The organism is Dyadobacter sp. 22481, from assembly GCF_052044875.1.
Taxonomy (GTDB): domain Bacteria; phylum Bacteroidota; class Bacteroidia; order Cytophagales; family Spirosomataceae; genus Dyadobacter; species Dyadobacter endophyticus.
Window position 1 is genome coordinate 1,749,551 of the sequence record NZ_JBQENV010000001.1, and the last position, 21,588, is coordinate 1,771,138.

Genomic DNA, 21,588 nt, shown 5'->3' on the forward strand with positions numbered 1-21,588 from the left:
CTTTCTGGATGAAGCCGGGGAGGATCGTGCACAGAAATCAGGATTTACTTTGTATCAGCCCTGATACAACATTGATGGTAAGAGCGACAAGAAGCGTATTGAATGCGAAAGACAACAACGAATGGACCAGCGCAAGTCTTCTGAGCTCCCGGGAAGAAATAGTTACGTCCGAAACCTGAAAGGTCATTCCTATGACAAAGGAAAAATAGGTAAAATCAAGGAAGTCGGGTTCGGCGTCATCGGGGAATTCAAGTCCCCGGTGTTGTTGCTTCCCGGCATTACGGCCGCCTTCCGTCGATCGGTAGTAAAGATGGGCATAGCGCAGCGTGAAGACGGTATGTACGAGAATCCACGAGCATACGATGCAGGAAAAGGAAAGAATAAAATGAACGGTCAGCTCCGACCACGAGGCCGTCTTTCCAGCATCGTGCAGCAGGAACAGGATCGCAAAAAGACTCACAAACGAGGCAGCAACGACAAAAAGGTAAATCAGGATACGGTTCGAATCCTGCCCGTCCACCTCCTGCCGAACTTCCGAGGGATGCGAGCTGAGTATGGTTACCCAGGCCAACCCCAGATGCGCCGCGCTGTACACGAGCCAACCGATCATCCAATTGATCGGCTTTTCCACAACAGAACCGGTCATAATTGTCGCCAGCGTGCCGAAAATCAGCGAAATACCCAGCTTGTGATGGGCATCCAGTCGGTTAATAAATCTGATAGCTTGCATAGGGTCTGGGGACACATTTTTAAAAGGCAAGATAGCATATTGCCGTCTAATCAAACAAAAGCCGCTTAATAACATTTCCTAGAAAAAGTAGAACTACTTTGGTATTCCTTTTTACCTTGATAATTCTGTACCCTAACGAGCCAAAATCCTTCCCGATCAATGCGACCCCCTGTTATACTTTGTGCATTCTCCAATTCCGGCGATGCCTACCTGTCACAACTTGAAAAGGAAAATGAAGCCATTTCGGACGCGCTGCGCGAAAGGCAGGGCAAAGGCCACCTTTTGCTCGACACTGACTCCCGTACCAGCAAGAAACTGCGGGACCGCCTGCTTTTGTATCAGCCCCAGGTGGAGATCATTCATTACGCAGGGCATGCCAGCGGCAGTCAGCTGCTGATGGAAGACGCGACGGTTTATGGCGCAGGTCTGCTGCAATCGATCCGGCTGCAAAAGAATTTGAAACTTGTTTTTCTGAATGGCTGCTCGACGCGTGAACAGGTTGTCCAGTTGCTCGACGCCGGCGTTCGCGCGGTAATTGCCACGAGCGTCGACATCGGCGACGATACCGCCACGCGCTTCGCCGAGGATTTTTACCAGAAACTGGCCAGCGGGCATTCCATCGACGAGGCCTTCAAGCTGGCTACCGAGGTGGTTACAGCCAAAAACAATGCGGCATTAACGACCACAGAAGATCCTGACCGTGGTATTGCCCGGCTCATCAAAGCGCCCAATACCGGTCCGGTGTGGGGGCTCTACCTCCACAAAAATCAACAGGGCGCAGCCGATCACCGGTTATCTGACAAGAGCTTTTACGAGCTTCATATTAAGAGCCAGATCGACTCGAAGTTTAATACCTCCGAGGATGCCATTCTTGCCGCCCTTTACAATGTCCTGATGACGTTCAGCGACGAGCTTCCCATGTTCGAGGACCTTGAAAAAAAATACGGGGAACAATGGGACCCGCGGAAATTTGACGTCAGGGAGGTCAAAAATGCGATTATCAACAGCCTGCCCTCTCCCATTGCCGAACAGGTACGAAAGCTACTTGTCACCGAAGACGAGCCTCTCGCCAGTGAACGCCTGCGGTTTTTGATCAATACCTACTCTGTGATGGCCGATCTTTTGTTGTTCATCATGTTTTCCCAACTCTGGGAAGCGCTGGTACAGGGCAAGGTGCCCGTTTTGGAAGATCATCTGAAAGAACGAGTCAGTGCTTTCTTCCTGCTCGATCATCGCGACAGGCAGGCCTACGACGTGATTCCGCTGATACGCATCATCCACGACAAACTAAAAGCCCACGAAGTACCTCTGTTTGTCAACGAAATGTCCCATCTGGCCGATCTCATGGACGAGCGGGAGAGCGAATTCTTTGGCGCCTACCTGAATATTACGGGTATTAAAGGCAAATACAAGGACCTTGCCGCACTGGACGAGCTCGACGACCGTGACATCCAGCAGGATTGCCAGAAAGCGGAAGCCAGCCTTTGTATCATATTTAAGGAGTTGGGGTTCTGCGCGAGGTACAAGTTTGCGACTATCAAAAATATCTATATCAACAAAAAGAAGAACCAGCCGGCAGTTTACCAGCACAAAATGGTCAAACTTGATTATGTGCTCGTGGGCTTTACCGACAAGATGGAAGATTTCGAAAACTTCACAGATTCCAACTCGGTCGTTATTTACAAGATCGAGAACAAAAGTCTTTCCGCATTCAATTTGTACCCGTTTGTGATCGACATGAATGCATTGATCAGCGAAAAGCTTTCCAAAATCTATTTCTTCTATAATTATGATAAAAGCGCTACTGCCGCCACATGCACCTATAATTTCATCAAGAATATCAATGAAAAGAAAGACAGGCTGCAAATTCCTGCCTTACCCAATTTTTTAAGGACCAAAACGGACTTAAAGATATCGCAGGAAGAGCTGGAAACCATCGGTCCGGAGATTCTCGAGAGCGTAGAAGTTTTCATTTCCTATTTCAAATCCTGACAGATCATGACAACTTCGCCATTCAAGCTGCTGGACTCATTTGAGAAGAATGAACGCAGCGCGTTTTTTGAAAGAGAGGACGAGATCAGGATCATATATAACTACATCCACGAGTCCAATATCGTACTCGTGAACGGTCCGCTGGGAACGGGGAAATCCAGTATCATCAAATGCGGCCTTGCGAACTGTTTCGAAAAAACCGACTGGCTGGAAATATTCGTCCGGCGGTACGACAATATCAATATTTCGCTGCGGAAGGAGATCAACCACAAAAACAAAGAAGACTTCCCGCTCGACTCCGATATTCTGGACTGCCTCAGATCCCTCTACCTGGATTTTTTCAAACCCGTGTACCTCATCTTCGATCAGTTCGAAGAAATATTCATTTTAGGGAATACCGAAGAGCAGGAAACGTTTTTCAGCGACCTCAGGAGAATACTCGATGCGAGGGATATTCCATGCAAAGTGATTTTCATCATGCGCGAGCGGTACATTGCCCAGCTGCAAAAGTATGAGAGCATCGTGCCGGAAATCTTCGACAAACGCGTGCTGATCGAGCGAATGACCGACAACGATATTAAAAATGTTATCCGGAAAACATGTGATTACTTCGAAATAGAAACCGATGAGGCCACCGTCGATGCGATCGTCAGGAACCTTAAAATCGGTGATAGCCTGATTGAGCTGCCGCATCTTCAGATCTACCTCGACCGGCTCTGGCATCAGGCGCCGGGTCCCCGTAAGAGTTTCAAAATAGGCCTGTTGACCGAGGTGGGAAATATCCGGAACGTGCTCAGACAATTCCTGGAAGAGCGGATAGAGAAAACAATCTCGGAAGTATCGGCGGTGTACGGGTCGGTCAATTATAATACTGTGAGAGATGTGCTCTATTGTTTCGTCAGTGACGAGGGTACAAAACGTCCGCAAAAAATCGAGGACGTGATTTCGCAAGCCGCCCCGTTGGATGTCGCCACGGCTATCGTGAAATCGCTGGCCAGTAAAAACATTCTCAGGCTGGACAAATATGGAGGGAACAGCGCGGACAGTATTTATGAGATCGCGCATGACAGTCTGGCCCAAATCATTTACGACAAGTTCAACCTCGAAAATTCGCACATCGCCCGGACGATCAAGACCATTAAAACTGCCTACCTGAAATATGAGCAGTCCAACAAAATATGGTTTTTAAGATCTTACCTCGACCGGAACGATCTGAGGGATATCAAGCGATCCACCAAGGACATCAGGGAAAATGTAGCACTGAGCAAACAGCCAACAAAAGAAGAATGGAAATTCGTTGCGGACAGCAAACGACGGCTCACCACGATATACGGCCTGAGTTACGGCGCAGGTGCCCTATTTCTTTTAACTATACTCACCTTCCTGACCATATGGAGCTCGGAAACCAGCACGCGCTACCGGCTGCTCATTAATCTTGCCAGGTCGAAAACGCAGCAATACATTCTCTACAAACAATTTGAAGAGAAAAGCATGTTGTCGGGGCTATTCGGGGATGGTATGTTCGATGAAATTAAAAGGTATCCCGAACATGAAAACTTGTATTTCGCATCCATATTTAATGTAGAACCGATCACGGATATGGCTTTTGCGCACGTTGGCAGTGAGAAAAAGCTTTTGATTATCGCAGGACCTAACACTGTAAGCTTGTATAACGAGCGTTTAGGGACGCTTGAAAACAGGTACAATCTCATCAAACACGGCTGGATCAGGGACCGCGCCAACCATGGGATTACTGTCGCAATTAACAGCCATGATACCACGCTGGTCAGGATCTCTTACAACAGCGGGAAAATGCTGCTCATGAAAAGGGCAATCGACACTACAAGGGTCGGGGAATCGTTCCGGTTAACATCGGAAGGAATTTTGAGCGACAGTACGCAAACACTCTATGATGTCGACAATGAATTTAAATACAATTCGCTGAGGCGGTTCCCGCATGACTCTGTGATTGCCATTTCGGACACCCGCATGGGAATAGCGCGGCTATTCTGGACCGGTAACAGAAAAGTCGAACCGAGTACCCGCCTGCTTCCCGAAACAAAGGTGCGCTTCCTTCTGCCGCTGGATACGGAAGACCTGGAATATCTGAAAAGAAATTCGAGCATTTCTGCCAAAGAAGACCTGTGGACGTACCTGGAAAACGAATACCTTACATCGATTCACAGACTATCGAGCAATTTCTTTTCCTCGGAGAACTCCGGATCTCTTGTCCACCTGAAAGGCGTGCTGAGTGCTTTGGTAAGGCAGGTGGAGGGGCAGTACAACTATGGCCTCTGGACGGCATTGTCCAGGAAAATAAGTGCGGACGGCAACAGGCGCCTGAACGAAGTGTTTTGGAACGCTCGTATTGAACTGGAAACCAAAATCCAGAAAATGAGAGAGGACGAGCGGAACGCGCTTTTTTCTTTTGTCCGCACACAATCGAAACGCTATGCGAGCGAAGACCATATTCTGTTCCTCGAAGATATGCGCGAAAAGCTTCCGGGTGATACCTGCCTGAACCACTACCTGTCGATCGTCTACAACAATGCGTCCTGGTACCGCTTGTTCGACCGGAACTTCAAAAAATCGATCGAATATGCTCAAAAAGGCACGTCCGTGGCTATCACGCCCAAGTCACGCCTCGATTATATTTACGTGAACCTGGCACATGCTCACCTGCTATCGGGTAACATTGCAAAAGCCCGCAGCTACTACCGGGAATATGCCGGTAGCAAGAATTTCAGCGAGAAAAATTGCACCTATGCTGAAAGCGCAGTCTACAACCGTGACGCGATGATCGCTGATCTTCAAACATTTACCAAAAAGAAGATGATCCCCGACTCGCTTAAAGATGAGGTGGCGTCGATCATCAGAATGCTCAACGCCATCGATCTACCCGCCGCCACGACGGACGGTTACAATAGTTTTGCCAGCGCATCGACGGATTCATCGATGACAAAATAGTTGAGATGGTGGCACGACACTTTTTGGGGTACGGCGGCCGTCTTCGCAAGAAAGATGCTGTCCGTGCTCACCGCAATGTCGTTGATCGTGTTTTTATAAATCCAGGTTCCTATTTGCGTTACCACCTTTTCCATCAATGGAAGGCCGCCGCTGGCACGGAGATAGGCATCCAGGTCCCCGCCGATGATAAAATAGGGAATCGGCGCGGCATTTTTGTGGGTTAATTTTTTGATGAAATCGCTGCCGGCGTCCATTTGAGCCAAGGTGTGCAGCACCTCCTTATTTCCCACTTTTAGCACGGAGGACAAGAAACCCGTCACTGCGCCTACCTGCGGAGGAAACAACTTAGTACCCAGCGCAAGGGCGACAGACGTCCAGCTGACATAATCCGGAATCTGACCAAACTTGCTGCCGCCATTAGGCGTACCTGCCATGATCAGCTTGTCGACGAACTTGTCGCCACCCAGTTCTTCTATCATATACCGGGATACCAGCCCGCCCATTGAATGCGCTACGAGGACCAGCTCCTTTCCGTCATTTTCCTGAAACCCAAGGCCGGCCAGCTTGCCTTTCAGGATCGCTGCGATTTCTTCAATCGGCGTGTTCAGGTTTTCATAGTCGTAGGTCATTACGAGGTCGTAACCGCCATCGATCGCTATTTTGAACGTCTTAGCCATGTCTTCCGTATCCCCAATAATGCCGTGCACAAGCAGTAATATCGATTTTGCCTGAATCACTTTTCCTTCGAGTCCCGAGCTTTCGCGGGACGCGCCGTTGGTATAGTCCACCCAGCGCAACTGGTTAGGATCCGTTTTAATGCCCAGTTTACCCGCAAATTTCAGGAATACCATCCGGAAGGCCCCGCCGAGGCTTCTCGTTTTCTCCCCAGCTTCCTCAGGGATGGTATCGATGCTGATCTGCATTAATCCGGGTTCCGTAATCGCCACGTTGCCCATCGGCAAAAAATCTTCACCGTCGAAAAAGAACGGTAATACCAGTTCGCCCTCATTTTCAGGCCTGATATCGATAATCAGCGGATTTTCTTTCAGGGCTGCGACATCGCTGATCTCAACCACCTCTGCAATGCTGCGGTCCTCTCCCCTCGTGCCTTCATCGAAGTTGACGATCTGGAACCACGGGTTGCCCACTGCATAAGCCTCATTGATAACTGGCTTGTCGACACTCCTTGTTCTGGAAATGAGCGGCGCCCAGCCGAGCTTCCCGCGAAACGACGGGTGCGGCTGAACCGTAATGCCCTTACCGATGGCCACCGGCTGGGCCCCCAGTTGCTCTTCCGCTTTTTTAACGAGCCTGATGCTGATGGCCTTTGTGATCCAATCGGATTTTCCACCGCCGATCCCCTTCGACTGCCCCAGCCCACGGCTGCCCGATGGCGTAACGGTAGCACCTATTTGCAGCGGTTCCTGGACAAACAAACTACTATCAATGGCTTCTGTCGAAACAATCAGTTTCAGGGTGTCTATTTCCTCTTCGCTATTCAGGGTAAAAACATCGCTTGTGAGCACAACGGACGTGTTGGAGTTCACCGGCTGCGAATCGTTGAAAATGACCGTCACGCCATAGTCCGGCGACAGGTATAAAAGGCAAGCGTACAACGTGCGGGCAGTACCGTTAGTGAAATTGACTTTAAACGGAATGTCCTCGCCGTCGTGGTCGAGCGTGATCATTTTGTCTGAAAATATACTGGTGGATGAGCCGTGGGCAACCTCTACATTGAATGTAATCTGGTGAGGCAAAATGGCAGATCGCGCGTTTTGCAATTCGAGCAGGCGTTGCCAGCGGGCGAGCGTTTGCAGCACATTCAGGACGTGCGCTGCCGAAAACTTGCCGGCTCCCTCCACCGTCTGTATCCTCAAATCGCTTCCCGTGTGGTAAACCACAATATTGCCACTTTCTATTTTTAGTTCAAATAAGGCGGCAGCATCAACATCGGTCAGCACAATACCCGATTCGGAGGCGTTCGCCAGTGTTTCCTGCATTACCTGCACCGCCACGCTATCGCCATGTACGAAGAATGGCTGAAGGCGGAGGGATTCCGGCTCACCCCAATACACATTGTTTGCTTCGAGGGATAATCCCCCCGTCTGCAAAGTGCTTTCCGTCACATTCATTACATCCAGCACGGCTGTCCCGATGGGTTGCCCATCCGCTACCGAGTCGTATATTTTAATTTTGAAGGGCTCTCCTACCCGCTGCTCGATGCCCATCCCCGCCCCGAGGTCGATCGTCCACTTGCCCGCTTTCATATATACGCGGTACCGGGTGAGCCGTCCGGTTTCAACTTTTCTTCCAAGAAAGCCCTGGCTAATATTGAAAACACCGATCGATTCCATTTGCGGTGTCTGGTTTTTCAATGCATTCCGAATGAAAGCCCTCACCTGAACGAAAAGATCGGCATAGGTGATCTGCCCGCCGCTTTTGCCAAGCACAGAGATCAGCGACTGCGTAAACTGCCCGTGCCCGTTATTCTCCCATGCACGCTCCACGCGGTCGCAAGCAGCGAGCAGAAGGTGGTCGGAAGAGGGAATATGGAGGTTGGGACGTTGCAGATATGCCCCATCCAGGTAGCTTTCAAGCGGGCGGATATCAGAGGTACCCTTCTCGAAACGGGGCTGCATTTGCAGAAACTGTTCAAGCTCTCTTGTGACCGATCCAGAGTGGCAGGAATCGGCAATGACCACGATCCGCGAGCCGCCAGCACTCACTTCTTCCAGCAGAAGTGCTATTTCCTTGTCTGCCAGGTCGTATTTACCAGGCTCCCGGCTATCATGCAAAACCCAGGTCTGTTCCTGGCGATCGGAAGTGGCGGCCTGGAACTCGCGGGCGGTGATGCCGGTCGATCCGTGTCCCGAATAATATACTAACGCAATGTCATCAGGCCCGGCCTGGGCAAGGTGCTTTCGGAACCCATCGATCACATTTGTCCGCGTCGCTTTTGCGTTCGCGAGTACAAGTATTTGCTGCTCTTCAGGGATCAGATCACCATAATTCTCCTTTAAAAAATCCCCGAAATCGGAGACGTCATTCAAACAACCGTTCAGCGCCCTGATTGCCGGAACCGAGGACGGACTATACTCATTGATGCCAATCAGCAATGCGAAGATTTTCATATGGTAAAAAGGTTGGGTTTGAGAGAACGGCCGCCCTGGACGAATGCGCTGCAGCTGGGCAACATAAGGCACATATCGCCTGAAATTACCTGCTCAATGCATTAAAATCAACACCCGAAATGCTTTGTTATTGAACGGAAAAACGGCACATCAAAGACCGCCCGGCTTGCATAAGTCCGGTTAATAATTTCTTTGATACCCACCCCGAACACCCGGGAAAAATACCGAAATTGAAAGTTTAGTCAGCGAAATCACATCATGGGCATCGGGACAGTTACCCCTCGACAGAATAGAACAAGACGGAACCGGCTGTTTTTCGTCGCGATCGATAAGTACGACAACTGGACGCCGCTCCAATATCCGGTATCCGACTGCCAGCGATTTTTTGCGGTACTCAAAGATTCCTATGGTTTTTCGGATGAAAACTTCATTATCCAGCCGCTTTTTGACGAAAATGCTAAAACCGATATCGTTTTCGATGAAATTTGCTACCTGGCCGACAAGGACGAGAACGGTGAGCTTCGCGTCAGGCCGGACGAAAACCTGATCATCTACTTCTCGGGACACGGCCATTTCGATAAAAACAAGGAAGGCTATTGGGTACCTTCCGATGCGCCGGTACTTTCGGAAAGGCCCAGCGATTTGAAAAAGCTCATTTCCGTCAGTGAAGTCATCAGAATCCTTTCCAATATCAGAGCTCATCACATTGTCCTGATCGTCGACGCGTGCTTCTCGGAAGCTTTTGCCACGATGGAAATCGACGTTACGCAGCAAAGCCAGTCGGCTGAGGCGGAGGAAGTGCCCTCCCGATGGGTGCTCACGGCCGGCCGCAACGGCGCGGTACCGGACAAGAGCCCGTTTGCCGACGCACTGATCGACATTCTTCACGCAAATGCGGATGCCAGCGTTTCCATCAACTGGCTGGGTGCGCAGGTTACCAAGCAGGTACGCGATAAAGGATTTAACATTGAACCACTTTGCAAAAGCCTCGTCAGCCAGAAATACAAGCTGGGAGAATTTTTCTTTCATCGCACCACCAGCATATCGCAGCCGTCCGCTCCTTTCGACCCCGCGAACCTGCAAGAAACGCTGCGCGCGGGTTCCAAAGCTCAATTTGAGCGACTTCAAAAAGGCCGTTATAAATACCTGAATATCGAAAGCATCCTGGTTTCGGAGATTAATATGGGGAAATACCTCGATGTGCAGGTTAAAACCGACACCCAGGTTGCCTCGCTCGAACTGGCGGTCGAGGCATTGTGGAAAAATAAAAAATCGCAGGCACTGCTTGTGGGGGACGGCGGCATGGGTAAAACGGTGTCGCTGCTTTTGCTGTGGCGGGATCTGCTTTTTGAAGAAAATGGTCCCGTTCCCGTTTTTATTCCACTAAATGAATACAACTCGTCGTCCGAAGCCGAGCGTAACGACTTTGTTGTCAGGTACATTTGTAAAAGTCTGCTGAATATACCCGAGCCGCCAGCGGAGACTGTCAATGCGCTCTGGAAAGTTCTCGCAACGCCCCGTGAGGGCAAGCCCTCACTCATCCTGCTGTTGGATGGCCTCAACGAAGTAACCGTTCCGAAAGGACGTCTGATGGCCACCCTGAATGACCTTGCGGCCAGGGCTGACGGTACGCAAATGGTGATCTCATCCCGGAACAAGCAGATCGAAAAACTGGACCTTTCCAGCGAGAGCGCAGCATTAATGCAAATCCTGCCGCTTACACAGGAAACCGTCATGGCTTATCTCAAAGAAAAAGGCCAGGAAATACCGTCGAACAAGGATTTGCTGGGGCTCTTTGCCAATCCGATGATGCTGACGCTGTATTCAGGGGCGAATAACATCGCATTGCGGTTCAAGGACGACGATCGCTTCCATTTCAAAAAAGTGACTACATACGGTGAGCTCCTCTGGAACTTCAACGAAGCCCAGCTCGCCCAGCTTACCGATGCCAACGACGAAAACGAGATCCGCTACCAGACTTTCCTGCTTCGCGTACTCGTCCCTTACATTGCTTACAAAATGGAGGATAAGGGCAAATATGCCATTACGATCCGCAAACTCGCCGACCCCGTGTTTAACTTCAAAACATTGCTCGACGAGGCATTCGATGAACTGGATAAAGAAGAGCTTACCGAAATATATCCCGACTTCGATGGAAAACGGAAAGAACTGGGCCTGGGCATACTCACCGAGCTCGATGATAAAGAGCAACGTGCCGGGAAAGTAAAACAGTTTCTGGTCGAGCGCCTCCGCGTGCTGGTCATGGAAGGGGACGATCTCCGGTTTTTACACCAGAATTTCAGGGATTTTTTTGCGGTATGCCATATACGTAACATGACGGCGATCGCGATGGTGCAGCGGACGCTACCGGATGTGTTTTTCAGGAATTATATCCCGGTTTACCTGCGGCGCCTGCTGGGAGAAATCGAAGGGGAGCATCGGGTGGTACCGACCTGGAATGCAGCCAAAAGCCGGCTCGAACTGGTGGAAAGAGAGAACCTGCTATCGCGTTTGATGGATTTGTGCCGGAACAATTCCGGAATCAAAGCAGCGGAGACCGAACGCGCGTTTGTTATTCGGAATGTAATAACAATCTGGCTAGATATACGCCAGACGCTGGCCGGTGCCGATCTCACTAATCTCGACTTACGCCAAATCCAGTTCAACGGGCTCTCGTTGACGCGTCACAAAGGCAGCGCCTACCTTCCGGCGCGGTTCGAAGGCAGTTTGCTGGATGGCGACGGGTTCATCTTCAAAGGACATTATGGGCAGATTAACCAGGTGCATTACAGCGCCGACGGAAAAAAGCTCCTGACAGCCTCGGACGATTGTACCATTAAAGAATGGCTTACCGCCACAGGAAAACTTTTGCAGACATTCTCCGGCCATACCGATAAGGTTCTTTCCGCGCGGTACAGCCACGATGGCCAGAAGGTTGTGTCGGCATCGAACGACACCTTCGTTAGGGAATGGGCAGTAAGCACGGGCACCGAACTGGCCAGCTACGAACACCAGCTCGCGAAGGTAAACAACGCGGTATACGCGCCCGACGGCACCCGTATTCTCACCTGCGCGGACGACAAAATGATCCGCGAATGGAGCACTGCAACCCAAGAATGCATGAAGATCTACACCGGCCACACCAAAAACGTGTCGTCGGTTTATTACAATTCAAAAGGGGATAAGTTCCTCTCCGCCTCCGCCGACACGACCGTGCGGGAATGGTCTGTAAAAACAGGAGAATGCCTCAGGATATTGAGCGCCCATACCCAAAAAGTGAACAGTGTTTGTTACAGTCCCGATCAAGCAACCGTCCTGTCTGCTTCCGACGACGGCACGATGATCGAGTGGTCGGAGGATAGCGAACTGCCAGTCAGGACTTTCAAAGGCCATTCCGACCAGGTTTATAGCGCCGTTTACAGCGCCGACGGCGAAAGAATTCTCTCGACCTCGAAAGACAAAACCATGCGGGAATGGTCGGTCAAAACAGGCCTTGAAAGCCGTACCTACTCTGGACATACCGATAAAGTCAACTTTGCCAGCTATTCGCCCGACAAACCCAGAGCCGTTTCGGCGTCCGACGACAAGTCGATCCGCGAATGGAGTCTCGAAACCGGTACGCAGCTCTACGCGATCAGCGGGCAATCCGACTGGGTGGTAAATAAATGCATAATCAGCCCGGACTCTAAAAAATTACTCACGGTAAACTACGACCGCACTTTCAGCGAAATACACATTGAATCGGGCATTGCGTTGCAGGCATTCCGAGGGCACGAAAAATGGCTGCACCGGGCGCGGTATAGCCCTGATGGCTCCAAAATAATCTCTACATCCGACGATCTGACGATCCGCGAGTGGCTCGCTGAAACCGGCGAATGCATCCGCATTTACAGGGGCCACGGCTATGGTGTCGAGGATGCCGTTTACAACGCTGACGGCACTCAGATTTTCTCCCGGGATTTCGGGCATCACTTCCGCATTTGGTCGGTAGCAACGGGCGACTGCCTGGAAATCGTAGACGACGAAGCGAAAAAAAAGCAGCTGCATTTGGATATGCAACTGCTTATAACGTCGGCGGCCAAGCCTTTCAATATCAAATGCAGGTATGCCGAGATTACTGTGAAAGACGCTGCCGCCAAGCCCGTTCTTTCGTTTGTCAACGTCTCGGGCCTGCTCGTGCAAGGCTGCGATTTCCGGAACGTAGACCCGGCCTCGAATTTCTCCGAGGCCGTCAGGAAGAACCTGAGAAGTTACGGGGCCATTTTCAGCGACGAGGATGAGGCGGCCTGGAAAAGTGCCAAAAACGGTTGATTAGTTTTCTACCAAACCATTAATCACATTCAGAAAGCTCCCCGCCACAGCCTGAAAACCATGCTTGTTAGGATGAATTTCGTCGTACCACTGGTCGTCGGCCACGAGTCCCCGTGCGTTAATGTAATGTACGTTCGGGAATTCGGCTGCCACGGCTCGCAGGCGGTCGTTGAATTCATTCAGAATGTAGCTAATCACTGCTTTGCGGTCCGTTTGGCTTGTCATTCCTTTTTCGATCATATACCGGCCCAGCCAGCCCTTGTCGGTCTTGTCCAGCGGGGTAATGTAATCGTAGCCGTGGCAAAGCGCGTGAATATCAGGACGTAATGCAAACAACTCGTTGAACATCTTCCGATATATGACTTGCAGATTGTCCAGCTCCGCGCTCAGCGACGGTTCGAGATAATCCTGTGGCGGAAGGCCCGTATTGTGCGGCCCAGCCTTGATATGGCTGCGGAACTGTTCGCCCAGCACATCGTTTCCACCTCCGCTCAGAAGGAAAAAACGGGGGCTTTTGTCTTCGACCGCTTCCAGCCATTCCCCTTCGCGGTCGTAGTTAGCCAGCGTATCGCCAGCTGCCGCCACACAGAAGATCGGATATACTTTCGACAAGTGATCGATCGTATCGACCACCAGTGGATGCTGAAACCATGAATCTCCTTCGGATACAATTTTAGGTGCCCTCGGAAAGCGTAGACGCATAATGCGGTATTTCGAATTGCGTATCAGGCGCGCCGTTTTATTGGCCACATCCAGCAGCCCGTCGCGGATAAACCCTTTTTCATCCAGGTGGGCATCGCGTTTGCGTAGCTGCACATCGGGTTTCAGCTGATATTCCGGCTGCAAATCCAGCCTTGTTTTTACTTCGAAATAATTACCCAATGCATACTCGGCCAGATTTTCATCTTCCAGCATAGCAGCCAGGTCGCTTTCGGCGACAATATTGTATTCAGGGTTTATGTATTCCAACGTCAGCAGCTGCGTCGACCAACTCACCGCCACACTTTTATCAGTCTCCCTGATACTGGGGCCGATGCCGCGGGTCGAGCCTTTTTTGCTTACCGTGAAAGGAGCAGGCAGGCTTTCGAGCGCCAGTTCCTCGATGTTCGACAGGTCTTCGGCACTGATGATAAATTGCAGGTATTCAGCGTTTTTAGGCCAATTATACAATTGAACATAAGTATCCAGCGAAATCGGAATGGTCGTCTGGCCATTGTAGCTAAGCTCCTTGGAAGCGCCCGGATCCAACGGGGTAACGATAGGATCCAGCAAGCCCAGCGACGCACCGAAGCCGGCATCCAGAAATACGCAGCAGCAATACAGCTTGCGGGTGCTGGTATTGGTGATTTTGATCCGGATACTTCCCTTCCATTCGCCATCAATCTGCTGATAATGCAGTTTTACCGCGCCATCGTCAGCCTGGATCGGCTGGCCATCGGCATCGCTCACCTCTATTCGTAGCGGCGTGCCCACTGCCGCATCGTTGCGCAGGTTTTTCAGGAAATGCCAGTTTGAAATATGTTTGAGATCTTTCACCAATTCAGAAGCAAATGCCTCCGAATCCAGCTCTATCTGTTCTACGACCGGGCGAAAAGTATCAAAAGGTTTGGTCAGTACGGCCCGGCCGTTCCGGAACGACAACGTGTAATCCGCCTCCGCTTCTTTGGCTTCCAGCCGGGCTTGCGACGGGATTTCCGACATAAGTTTTTCTGCAAGCAAAAGACTATCTGTCAAAATATTATCAACATTATTGAGGTGAATTTTAAGTTGCTGGCTCATCAGCCCCTCTACATACCCCTGGTAAACCTTGGAAGTATCCAGCTCCGACTCTACCGCATTATCGAATGCCAGAATAGTCGTATCGGCCCCTACCGACCGCACTTTTGCTTCAAATGTTTTCTCGTCGTCCCGCACGGTAATGCCGTTGGTCTCCCGTCCGATCCCGTGAACGGCGCCGCGTTGCAGCACCCAGTTACCCGCGCCGTCGCGTATCACGTCGGCATAAGTGGCGTTTCCGGCTCCGCCAGGCTTGTTGAATACATTGGTCAATGCAAGCTGCTGGTGGAATGCGGGCGGAATATACATGACGGGCGTCTGCTCGAAGGCATTGTTGAGCATTTGCTTCACGCGGCCATGCAATGCCGCATACGAAAGCTGCCCTCCTGATGCTTCAAGCGATTTGAGCAGGTATTTGGTAAAAACACCCTCCCCGCTTACTTCCACCGCCGATTCGTCGGATTCGCACGCCGACAGACTAACGTGCCTGGCTGGCGGAAGTACCGCATCGATGTGCTTTCCTGCAAAATCACCCGGAGAAAGTGTAGTGCTGAAAATGAATTTTTCCCACGTCCGCTGCGGGAAAACATAAGGTATCCGCCGCTCGATAACCTCCCCGTAAGTCGATTTGATCAGCCCGGCATTGCGGGTATTATCCCCCGAATGGCAGCAATCCGAAATCACGGTAATATGCGCGCCGTTTTTAGAAACCTCCCTGATCAGATACCGCAGTTCTTTGTCAGATATCAGGTATTCGTTATCATGGTCTTCGTCGTAATAGCTCACAAGGCATTCGAGTTTCCCGTCCTGTTCGGATGTCCAGACCGCCGCATCGGCCAGTTCCTGGGTACCATGCCCGGAGTAATAAAAGACGATCACGTCGTCTTTCCCAGCTTTTCCCAACTCCTGAAATGCCTGGACGATGGCCGTTTTGGTTGCTCGCTGGTTGGTTAAAAACTGAATATGCTTCCGGTCGAACGTTCCGTCGTTTTCCAGGTAGCGCCGGACTTTCGTCGCGTCGGCCACACAGCCCCGGAGCTTTGGGAAGGCCACTTTCTGGTTCAGTACAACCTGATCCTCGTAGGCGTCAATCCCAACCACCAATGCAAATAAATTCGGCTTGATCGCGGCGCCTTCGTCATCGTTGAAATGGGATTCGAAATCCTCCGGCGGGGCCACTTCTACACCCCGCGGCTCAGCCCATTGCGTGTCAAGCGCGGTTTCATTGGTAATCAGCCCCTCTTCCTCCGCGACAAATGCATCACGCGTCGCGCTCGCGGGCTGGTATGCCTGCGCTTGTACACCCGCGATGACCTGCTGCCAGTCAAAAGCAGGCCCGAGGTCCCACTTGCCACCCGTACGGTAATTGACATGGGAAACAATGCCTTTGAACGACAGTACATCCTGCGTGCCCTGGTACCGCACCGACTCATTGAGAAACTGACGCGGAATGTTATATTTTTTGGTTAAAAAACGCAGTAATATGATCAGACTCTCATATTGTTGCTGCGTGTAGGAAGCGTAGTATTTCTGCTCGCGAAATGGCTGGCTCAACTTCTGATATGCCTCGGTCTGGGTAAGCGGGCAGTACAGGTCAACACGGCCGGGATTCTCTTTTGGCCGGGAATAAATGGTTTCAAGATTCGCTCCACGCTCGACCAGGTAACCATAGTTGATGATCTCGATCGCAATGGTGACTTTGTCCTGCGCATTGCCCGTACCTGCATTGCCGATACCCGCACCAATGTGCCCCGACCAGTCCTTCGAGGGAAACAATTGATAGACAGTACCATCGCGGGCGATGACAAACGGAACCGAAACCCGGAAGTTCTGCGTAGTGAGCGTGTTGATACCGCCGCTGAGGTTGCCGGCTGTAAAATGGAGCACGATCCGTTGCTTGCCATGCGGCGGCTCCGGCGTATTGAAATACCCCGAACGGTTCTTAGGCTTGCAAAACACGCCGCGTAACGAAAGGTCTTCTCCCGCCACGGGAACCGTAAATGGCGTAAACGTATAATCAGTTCGGCTTTTAAAGGCCGCCTCATCGGCAGCGAGTGTATCGTAACGCATGGGAAAAGAGGAATAAGGTTGAGAAAAGCAGGGACGATCTGCGAGCACAGCCGGGGCGCGCTTCAAGATGAAGACGATTTACCAAAAACAAGAGGCATTACGAAACAATTTCCTCATGATTTATTCAATGGTTTCGTAGAAATAATCCTATCTTTCCAACTGTTCCTCAGCGCCGTAAATACTACAAAGCTCTAAACACTATCACAAAAAATGGAAGACATCGACCCAAAGAAGTACATCAAAGGACTGACCCTGCAAAACTCCAGAGAATCGTTCATTAGTGAAAGTGAGCGCGAAATACTCTCAAGAGATCTCACGACTACCGAAATCGAGACGCAAACCGATGTAGAACAATCGTTCATGAACGACAAGAGTCTGGTGTCGTTTGTATCGGAGGTATCGGACCAGCGCCGGCAGGATGTCCTGCACTCCGTATTACTGGCCCAGCTGGCAGCCAACAAGAAATTCCCGGACGAAGACCAGATCAAAGAGTGGTATGGGGAATTCATCAATGTGCTCAGTAACATTGGCTGGGCGATGCAATCGGCGAGTTTCACGCCGTTTACGTCGGAAGGCACCACCATCGAGGTCGACAAAGCCATTATCGATCTGGTTGCAGCCGCTGTCGGCGGCTCGGCACTTGTACCGCTCGTCACCAAGACTTTGGACGCCATAAAAGGCCTGAGCGATACCAGCGGGAAATTCATCGCTTTCGAGAAAAATACCCATACTGCGACAAAAGGGGCATTCCAGATCGGTATCGCCAAAGAAGTGAACAACACGGTTGCGCTCCAACTGGGCACCTTTCTGATCACATCCTCGGATACGATCAAGCAGATCCTTTTCTTCAAATCATCCAAAAGCAAAACCACCTTAGAATTCTGTTCACGCGTAGGGACATTGGATGAAGCCGTATACGCTACCATCCGCGACGCTGTTCAGGCAAAGCTCGGATTGAAGGCGACTGATTTTATCGCAGGTATCGATCTTAGTTAAATGCTAATATAACTGCGCGGACTGTATGCCCCACGTTAGTGCAACACCTGCGAAATCGGTGTGTTGCACTAAATAGCTGCATGGGATTGCAATTTAGTGCAAAAAAGTCCCGGATGATGCTTATCAAAAGGTCAGGACGAGTTAGGAAAAGGCCAATCCGGGCGGCTGAAAATTCAGATGCGTTGCAATAGGCGAATTCTTGATTTATTTCATATTTTTATTAAATAAATCAAACCCTGCTCTATCATGAACACAGCACCTGAAACGCATCAGATTACCCCATCGCGCATTATGGAGACCGCGCTGGCTTTTTTTGCTTCAAAAACGCTTCTGAGCGCCGTCAAACTGAACGTTTTCACCGTACTTTCCGGCAAGTCCCTGTCGGGCAAGGAGATCCAGGCCGCATTAAAATTGCACGACCGGGGTGTTTATGATTTTCTGGATGCGTTGGTAGCCCTGGGTTTTCTCAATCGTGAAGGTTTCCTCGAAACAGCCAGGTATTCCAATACGCCCGAAACCGCGGTATTCCTCGACAAACACAAGCCTTCCTACATGGGTGGATTTGTGGAAATGGCCAACGACCGCCTATACCCATTTTGGGGTTCGCTCGAAGAAGCTCTGCTTACCGGCCAGCCGCAGAATGAGATCAAGCATAACGGCAAGCCGCTGTTTGAAGAGCTTTATGCGAAACCCGAGCGATTGAAACAGTTTATCGATGCCATGTCGGGCATTTCCATCGGCAACTTCATGGCCCTGGCCCGGAAGTTTGATTTTTCCCCTTACTCGACGCTGTGTGACATTGGCGGAGCCGCAGGTATACTGTCCGTCGAGGTGGCGAAGCAGCATCCGAATATGTCATGTATATCTGCCGATCTGCCCACGGTCGAGCCCATTGCAAATGAGTACATTGCATCGAAGGGCATGAGCGATCGGGTGAAGACGAAAAACGTTGATTTTTTCACAGACGAGTTTCCCCAAGCGGATGTGATTACCATGGGTATGATCCTGCACGACTGGGATTTGCCCAATAAAAAGATGCTGATCCGTAAAGCGTATAATGCACTACCGGAAGGTGGCGCATTCATCGCCATCGAAGCGCTGATCGACGACGATCGTAGGAAAAACGCATTCGGACTTCTGATGTCGCTCAATATGCTGATCGAATTCGGGGTTGCATTCGACTTTACGGGTGCCGATTTCGAAAGATGGACGAAAGAGGCAGGATTCCGCAGGGTCGAGGTTATTCCGCTGGCAGGGCCGTCAAGCGCCGCGATTGCTTACAAATAGCCATCATGCGAAAATCCCGGCCGGATGGCTCCGGCCGGGATTTCTACTTTAACGGTTAACGTCGGTTATCATCGACTTTTTCTTTCAGCTCCTTGCCTTCCTTTTTGGTAGCATCGTAGGCTTTTTCGGCCCCTTTCTCAACCTTTTTGGCGCCTTTTTTAACGCCCTTCTTGGTCGCCTTGTAGGCCTTTTCCGAGCCATCTGCTACCTTTTCAGCGCCATCCTCGGCCTTGTCGCCCACATATTTAGCGTCTTTCTTAATCTCCTTTCCTGCCTTGCGGCCTGCTTCTTTGGTCTCGGCCGCGGCCTTGTCTGCTTTCGACTTTGCATCATCCTGCGCACAGGCAAAAGATGACACGATGGCGAATGCTACTAAAAATGCTAATTTCTTCATGATTTTCAAGTTTATTGTTTCTCAGCCTAATGGCCGACGCAGTTGAACAAAAACCATTCCCGAAGCTGGCCTGCCTGGGACAATCCGTCCACCGCATGTTCAAAAAAGCCCTCTCGCCAAGTAACCGTTAACTAATAAATTCGCTACAATGCAGTTAACTTCTACGGTTCCCCTCCTTAGGCACTAAAATTAGTTCTACTTTTTAGCGAATTAATTTAATGCCATCTTCCATTCAACAACTGCAAAAATGACTTTCAGACAACGCCTCAGTAACCTCTCCGGCAAGCCGGACATTCTCGTTATCCTAACCGACCAGGAAAGGGCGACGCAACATTTCCCCGAGAACTGGGAAAAGGAAAATCTCAAAACGCTTACATTCCTGAAAAAGAATGGTTTCAGCTTCGACCGGGCATTTTGCAATACCTGCATGTGCTCGCCAAGCCGCTCGACGCTGCTCACGGGCCTTTACCCTGCTCAACACCATGTTACACAAACACTCACCGAAGGCGGAAGATATTCTCCGGCCGAAATCGAGCTGGATAACACCCTGCCCAACATCGCCCGCATGCTTTTCGACGAAGGCTATGATGTGCAATACCGCGGGAAATGGCATGTGAGCAAAGGCACCGATGGAGGTAGTCCGGCTGCTTCCGACATTGCCATGTACGGTTTCAGAGGCTGGATCGCCCCCGATGCCGGCGAGGACACGGCTCCGGAAAATTTTGGAGGCGGCTTTGCCAACCACGACAAAGCATATGTGCAGCAGGCCATTGCGTACCTGCAAAACGTACGGAAAAGAAGGAAAAAAGGCGATAAACAGCCCTACTGCCTGGTGGTTTCGCTCGTCAATCCGCACGATGTGCTATGTTATCCCAAAGGTTTCAATTACGGCTATGGCGACGATTTTCTCAAAGGCCCTATTACCCTGCCGGCCACAGTGAACGAAGACCTTGCCAACAATGGCAAACCTTCCGCACAGGCGCAAGTGAAGGCAACGGGCGCATTGAGCTTGGGCCCGCTCCATTCGCCGGCGAAGCAAACCAACTACCTTAATTTTTACGGGAACCTCCTTCGCGTGGTCGATACTGAGATCGGCTTTCTGATCAAAGAGCTTTACCAGGAAGTAGAAGGCAGCAAACTGGCCGATCAGGCATTGGTAATCCGCCTGGCCGACCATGGGGAAATGGGTATGGCACATGGAGGCATGCGGCAAAAGGCATTTGTCGCCTACGAAGAGGCAACGCGCATTCCGATGGTGATCTCGAACCCTATCCTCTTCCCCGAAGACGCCGGCCACAAATCCACCCATCATCTGTCGTCGCTGATCGACATTCTGCCGACGATCGCCGAGATTGCCGGAGCGGCACCACCGCAGGGAATCAGGGGAACCAGCCTCGTGCCATTGCTCGAAACCGACCAGCCGGTGCAGGAAGCGATCCTGTTCACATTTGACGATACCAAGGCCAGCGCTTCCAATAAACCGAGTGTGGTGAAAGCAGCAAACCGGATCCGCGCCGTACGCACCAAAGACTGGAAATACACGCATTACTTCGATGCGCTCGGAGGCTATCCCGACGAATATGAGCTATACGACCTGCGCAATCCGGACGCTACTGAATACGACAACCTCGCCCATAACCCCGAATATGCCGATGTGCGTAAGAAAATGGCATTGCTGCTCGAAGAGCAAGTAAGGCAGAAGCTCCTGCTCAATCCTGAGCCATTCGACAAGGAGGAGTTCCTGGAATGGTACGACCGGCAGGGGAAGTAGCAAAGGAGAGGATTGGTTGACAGCCGACAGCCGACCGCGGACCGCCGCTTGCTGTCGGCTGTCGGCTGTCGGCTGTCGGCGAACGTTCCGGCATCCAAAACGTTCATTTTCGAACAGAAACGGCACCGTATTTCACTACTAGTCAATTCGTTAAAAAACAGGA

At 50.9% G+C, this 21,588-nt stretch carries 10 protein-coding genes; 6 read left to right on the top strand and 4 right to left on the bottom strand.

What is annotated here, in order from left to right:
* Positions 1–37: 37 nt before the first annotated feature.
* Positions 38–730 carry a DUF1345 domain-containing protein gene (locus ACTJJJ_RS06795; RefSeq protein WP_188929365.1) on the bottom strand — a complete coding sequence of 231 codons (693 nt, stop codon included), beginning with the start codon at positions 728–730 and terminating at the stop codon, positions 38–40.
* Positions 731–889: 159 nt separating this feature from the next.
* On the opposite strand from ACTJJJ_RS06795, the gene ACTJJJ_RS06800 reads away from it, so the two are divergent.
* Both ACTJJJ_RS06800 and ACTJJJ_RS06805 read left to right on the top strand, forming a co-directional pair.
* A complete protein-coding gene (locus ACTJJJ_RS06800) occupies positions 890–2,722 on the top strand; it encodes a CHAT domain-containing protein (RefSeq protein WP_440701682.1) in 1,833 nt (610 codons plus the stop codon).
* A 6-nt stretch (positions 2,723–2,728) separates the two neighbouring features.
* Positions 2,729–5,689 (top strand): nSTAND1 domain-containing NTPase, encoded by a 2,961-nt coding sequence (locus ACTJJJ_RS06805; RefSeq protein WP_188929362.1) that lies wholly within the window; start codon positions 2,729–2,731, stop codon positions 5,687–5,689.
* Here ACTJJJ_RS06805 and ACTJJJ_RS06810 read toward each other — a convergent pair.
* Complete coding sequence (locus ACTJJJ_RS06810) at positions 5,641–8,820, bottom strand: caspase family protein (protein WP_426294335.1); 3,180 nt, start codon at positions 8,818–8,820, stop codon at positions 5,641–5,643. The genes ACTJJJ_RS06805 and ACTJJJ_RS06810 overlap by 49 nt on opposite strands.
* A 258-nt stretch (positions 8,821–9,078) precedes the next feature.
* Between ACTJJJ_RS06810 and ACTJJJ_RS06815 the strand changes: the two genes are divergently transcribed.
* The gene (locus tag ACTJJJ_RS06815) at positions 9,079–13,131 is read left to right on the top strand and encodes a caspase family protein (protein WP_440701683.1); all 4,053 of its coding nucleotides are present in this window, start codon (positions 9,079–9,081) and stop codon (positions 13,129–13,131) included.
* Here ACTJJJ_RS06815 and ACTJJJ_RS06820 read toward each other — a convergent pair whose 3' ends face one another.
* Positions 13,132–16,977: a caspase family protein gene (locus ACTJJJ_RS06820; protein WP_426294333.1), complete on the bottom strand. Its 3,846-nt coding sequence runs from the start codon at positions 16,975–16,977 to the stop codon at positions 13,132–13,134.
* 210 nt (positions 16,978–17,187) lie between these two features.
* Here ACTJJJ_RS06820 and ACTJJJ_RS06825 point away from each other — a divergent pair, with 210 nt between their 5' ends.
* Together ACTJJJ_RS06825 and ACTJJJ_RS06830 are read left to right on the top strand one after the other, a co-directional pair.
* Positions 17,188–17,973, top strand: a complete 786-nt coding sequence (locus ACTJJJ_RS06825; RefSeq protein WP_188929348.1) for a hypothetical protein — start codon at positions 17,188–17,190, stop codon at positions 17,971–17,973.
* Positions 17,974–18,219: 246 nt separating this feature from the next.
* Positions 18,220–19,260 (top strand): methyltransferase, encoded by a 1,041-nt coding sequence (locus tag ACTJJJ_RS06830; RefSeq protein WP_426294332.1) that lies wholly within the window; start codon positions 18,220–18,222, stop codon positions 19,258–19,260.
* Positions 19,261–19,315: 55 nt separating this feature from the next.
* Here the strand turns inward: ACTJJJ_RS06830 and ACTJJJ_RS06835 are convergent, their stop codons facing one another.
* The gene (locus tag ACTJJJ_RS06835; protein ID WP_188929344.1) at positions 19,316–19,654 is read right to left on the bottom strand and encodes a hypothetical protein; all 339 of its coding nucleotides are present in this window, start codon (positions 19,652–19,654) and stop codon (positions 19,316–19,318) included.
* Between the two features lie 247 nt (positions 19,655–19,901).
* On the opposite strand from ACTJJJ_RS06835, the gene ACTJJJ_RS06840 reads away from it, so the two are divergent.
* Positions 19,902–21,425: a sulfatase-like hydrolase/transferase gene (locus tag ACTJJJ_RS06840; RefSeq protein WP_188929342.1), complete on the top strand. Its 1,524-nt coding sequence runs from the start codon at positions 19,902–19,904 to the stop codon at positions 21,423–21,425.
* Positions 21,426–21,588: the final 163 nt, after the last annotated feature.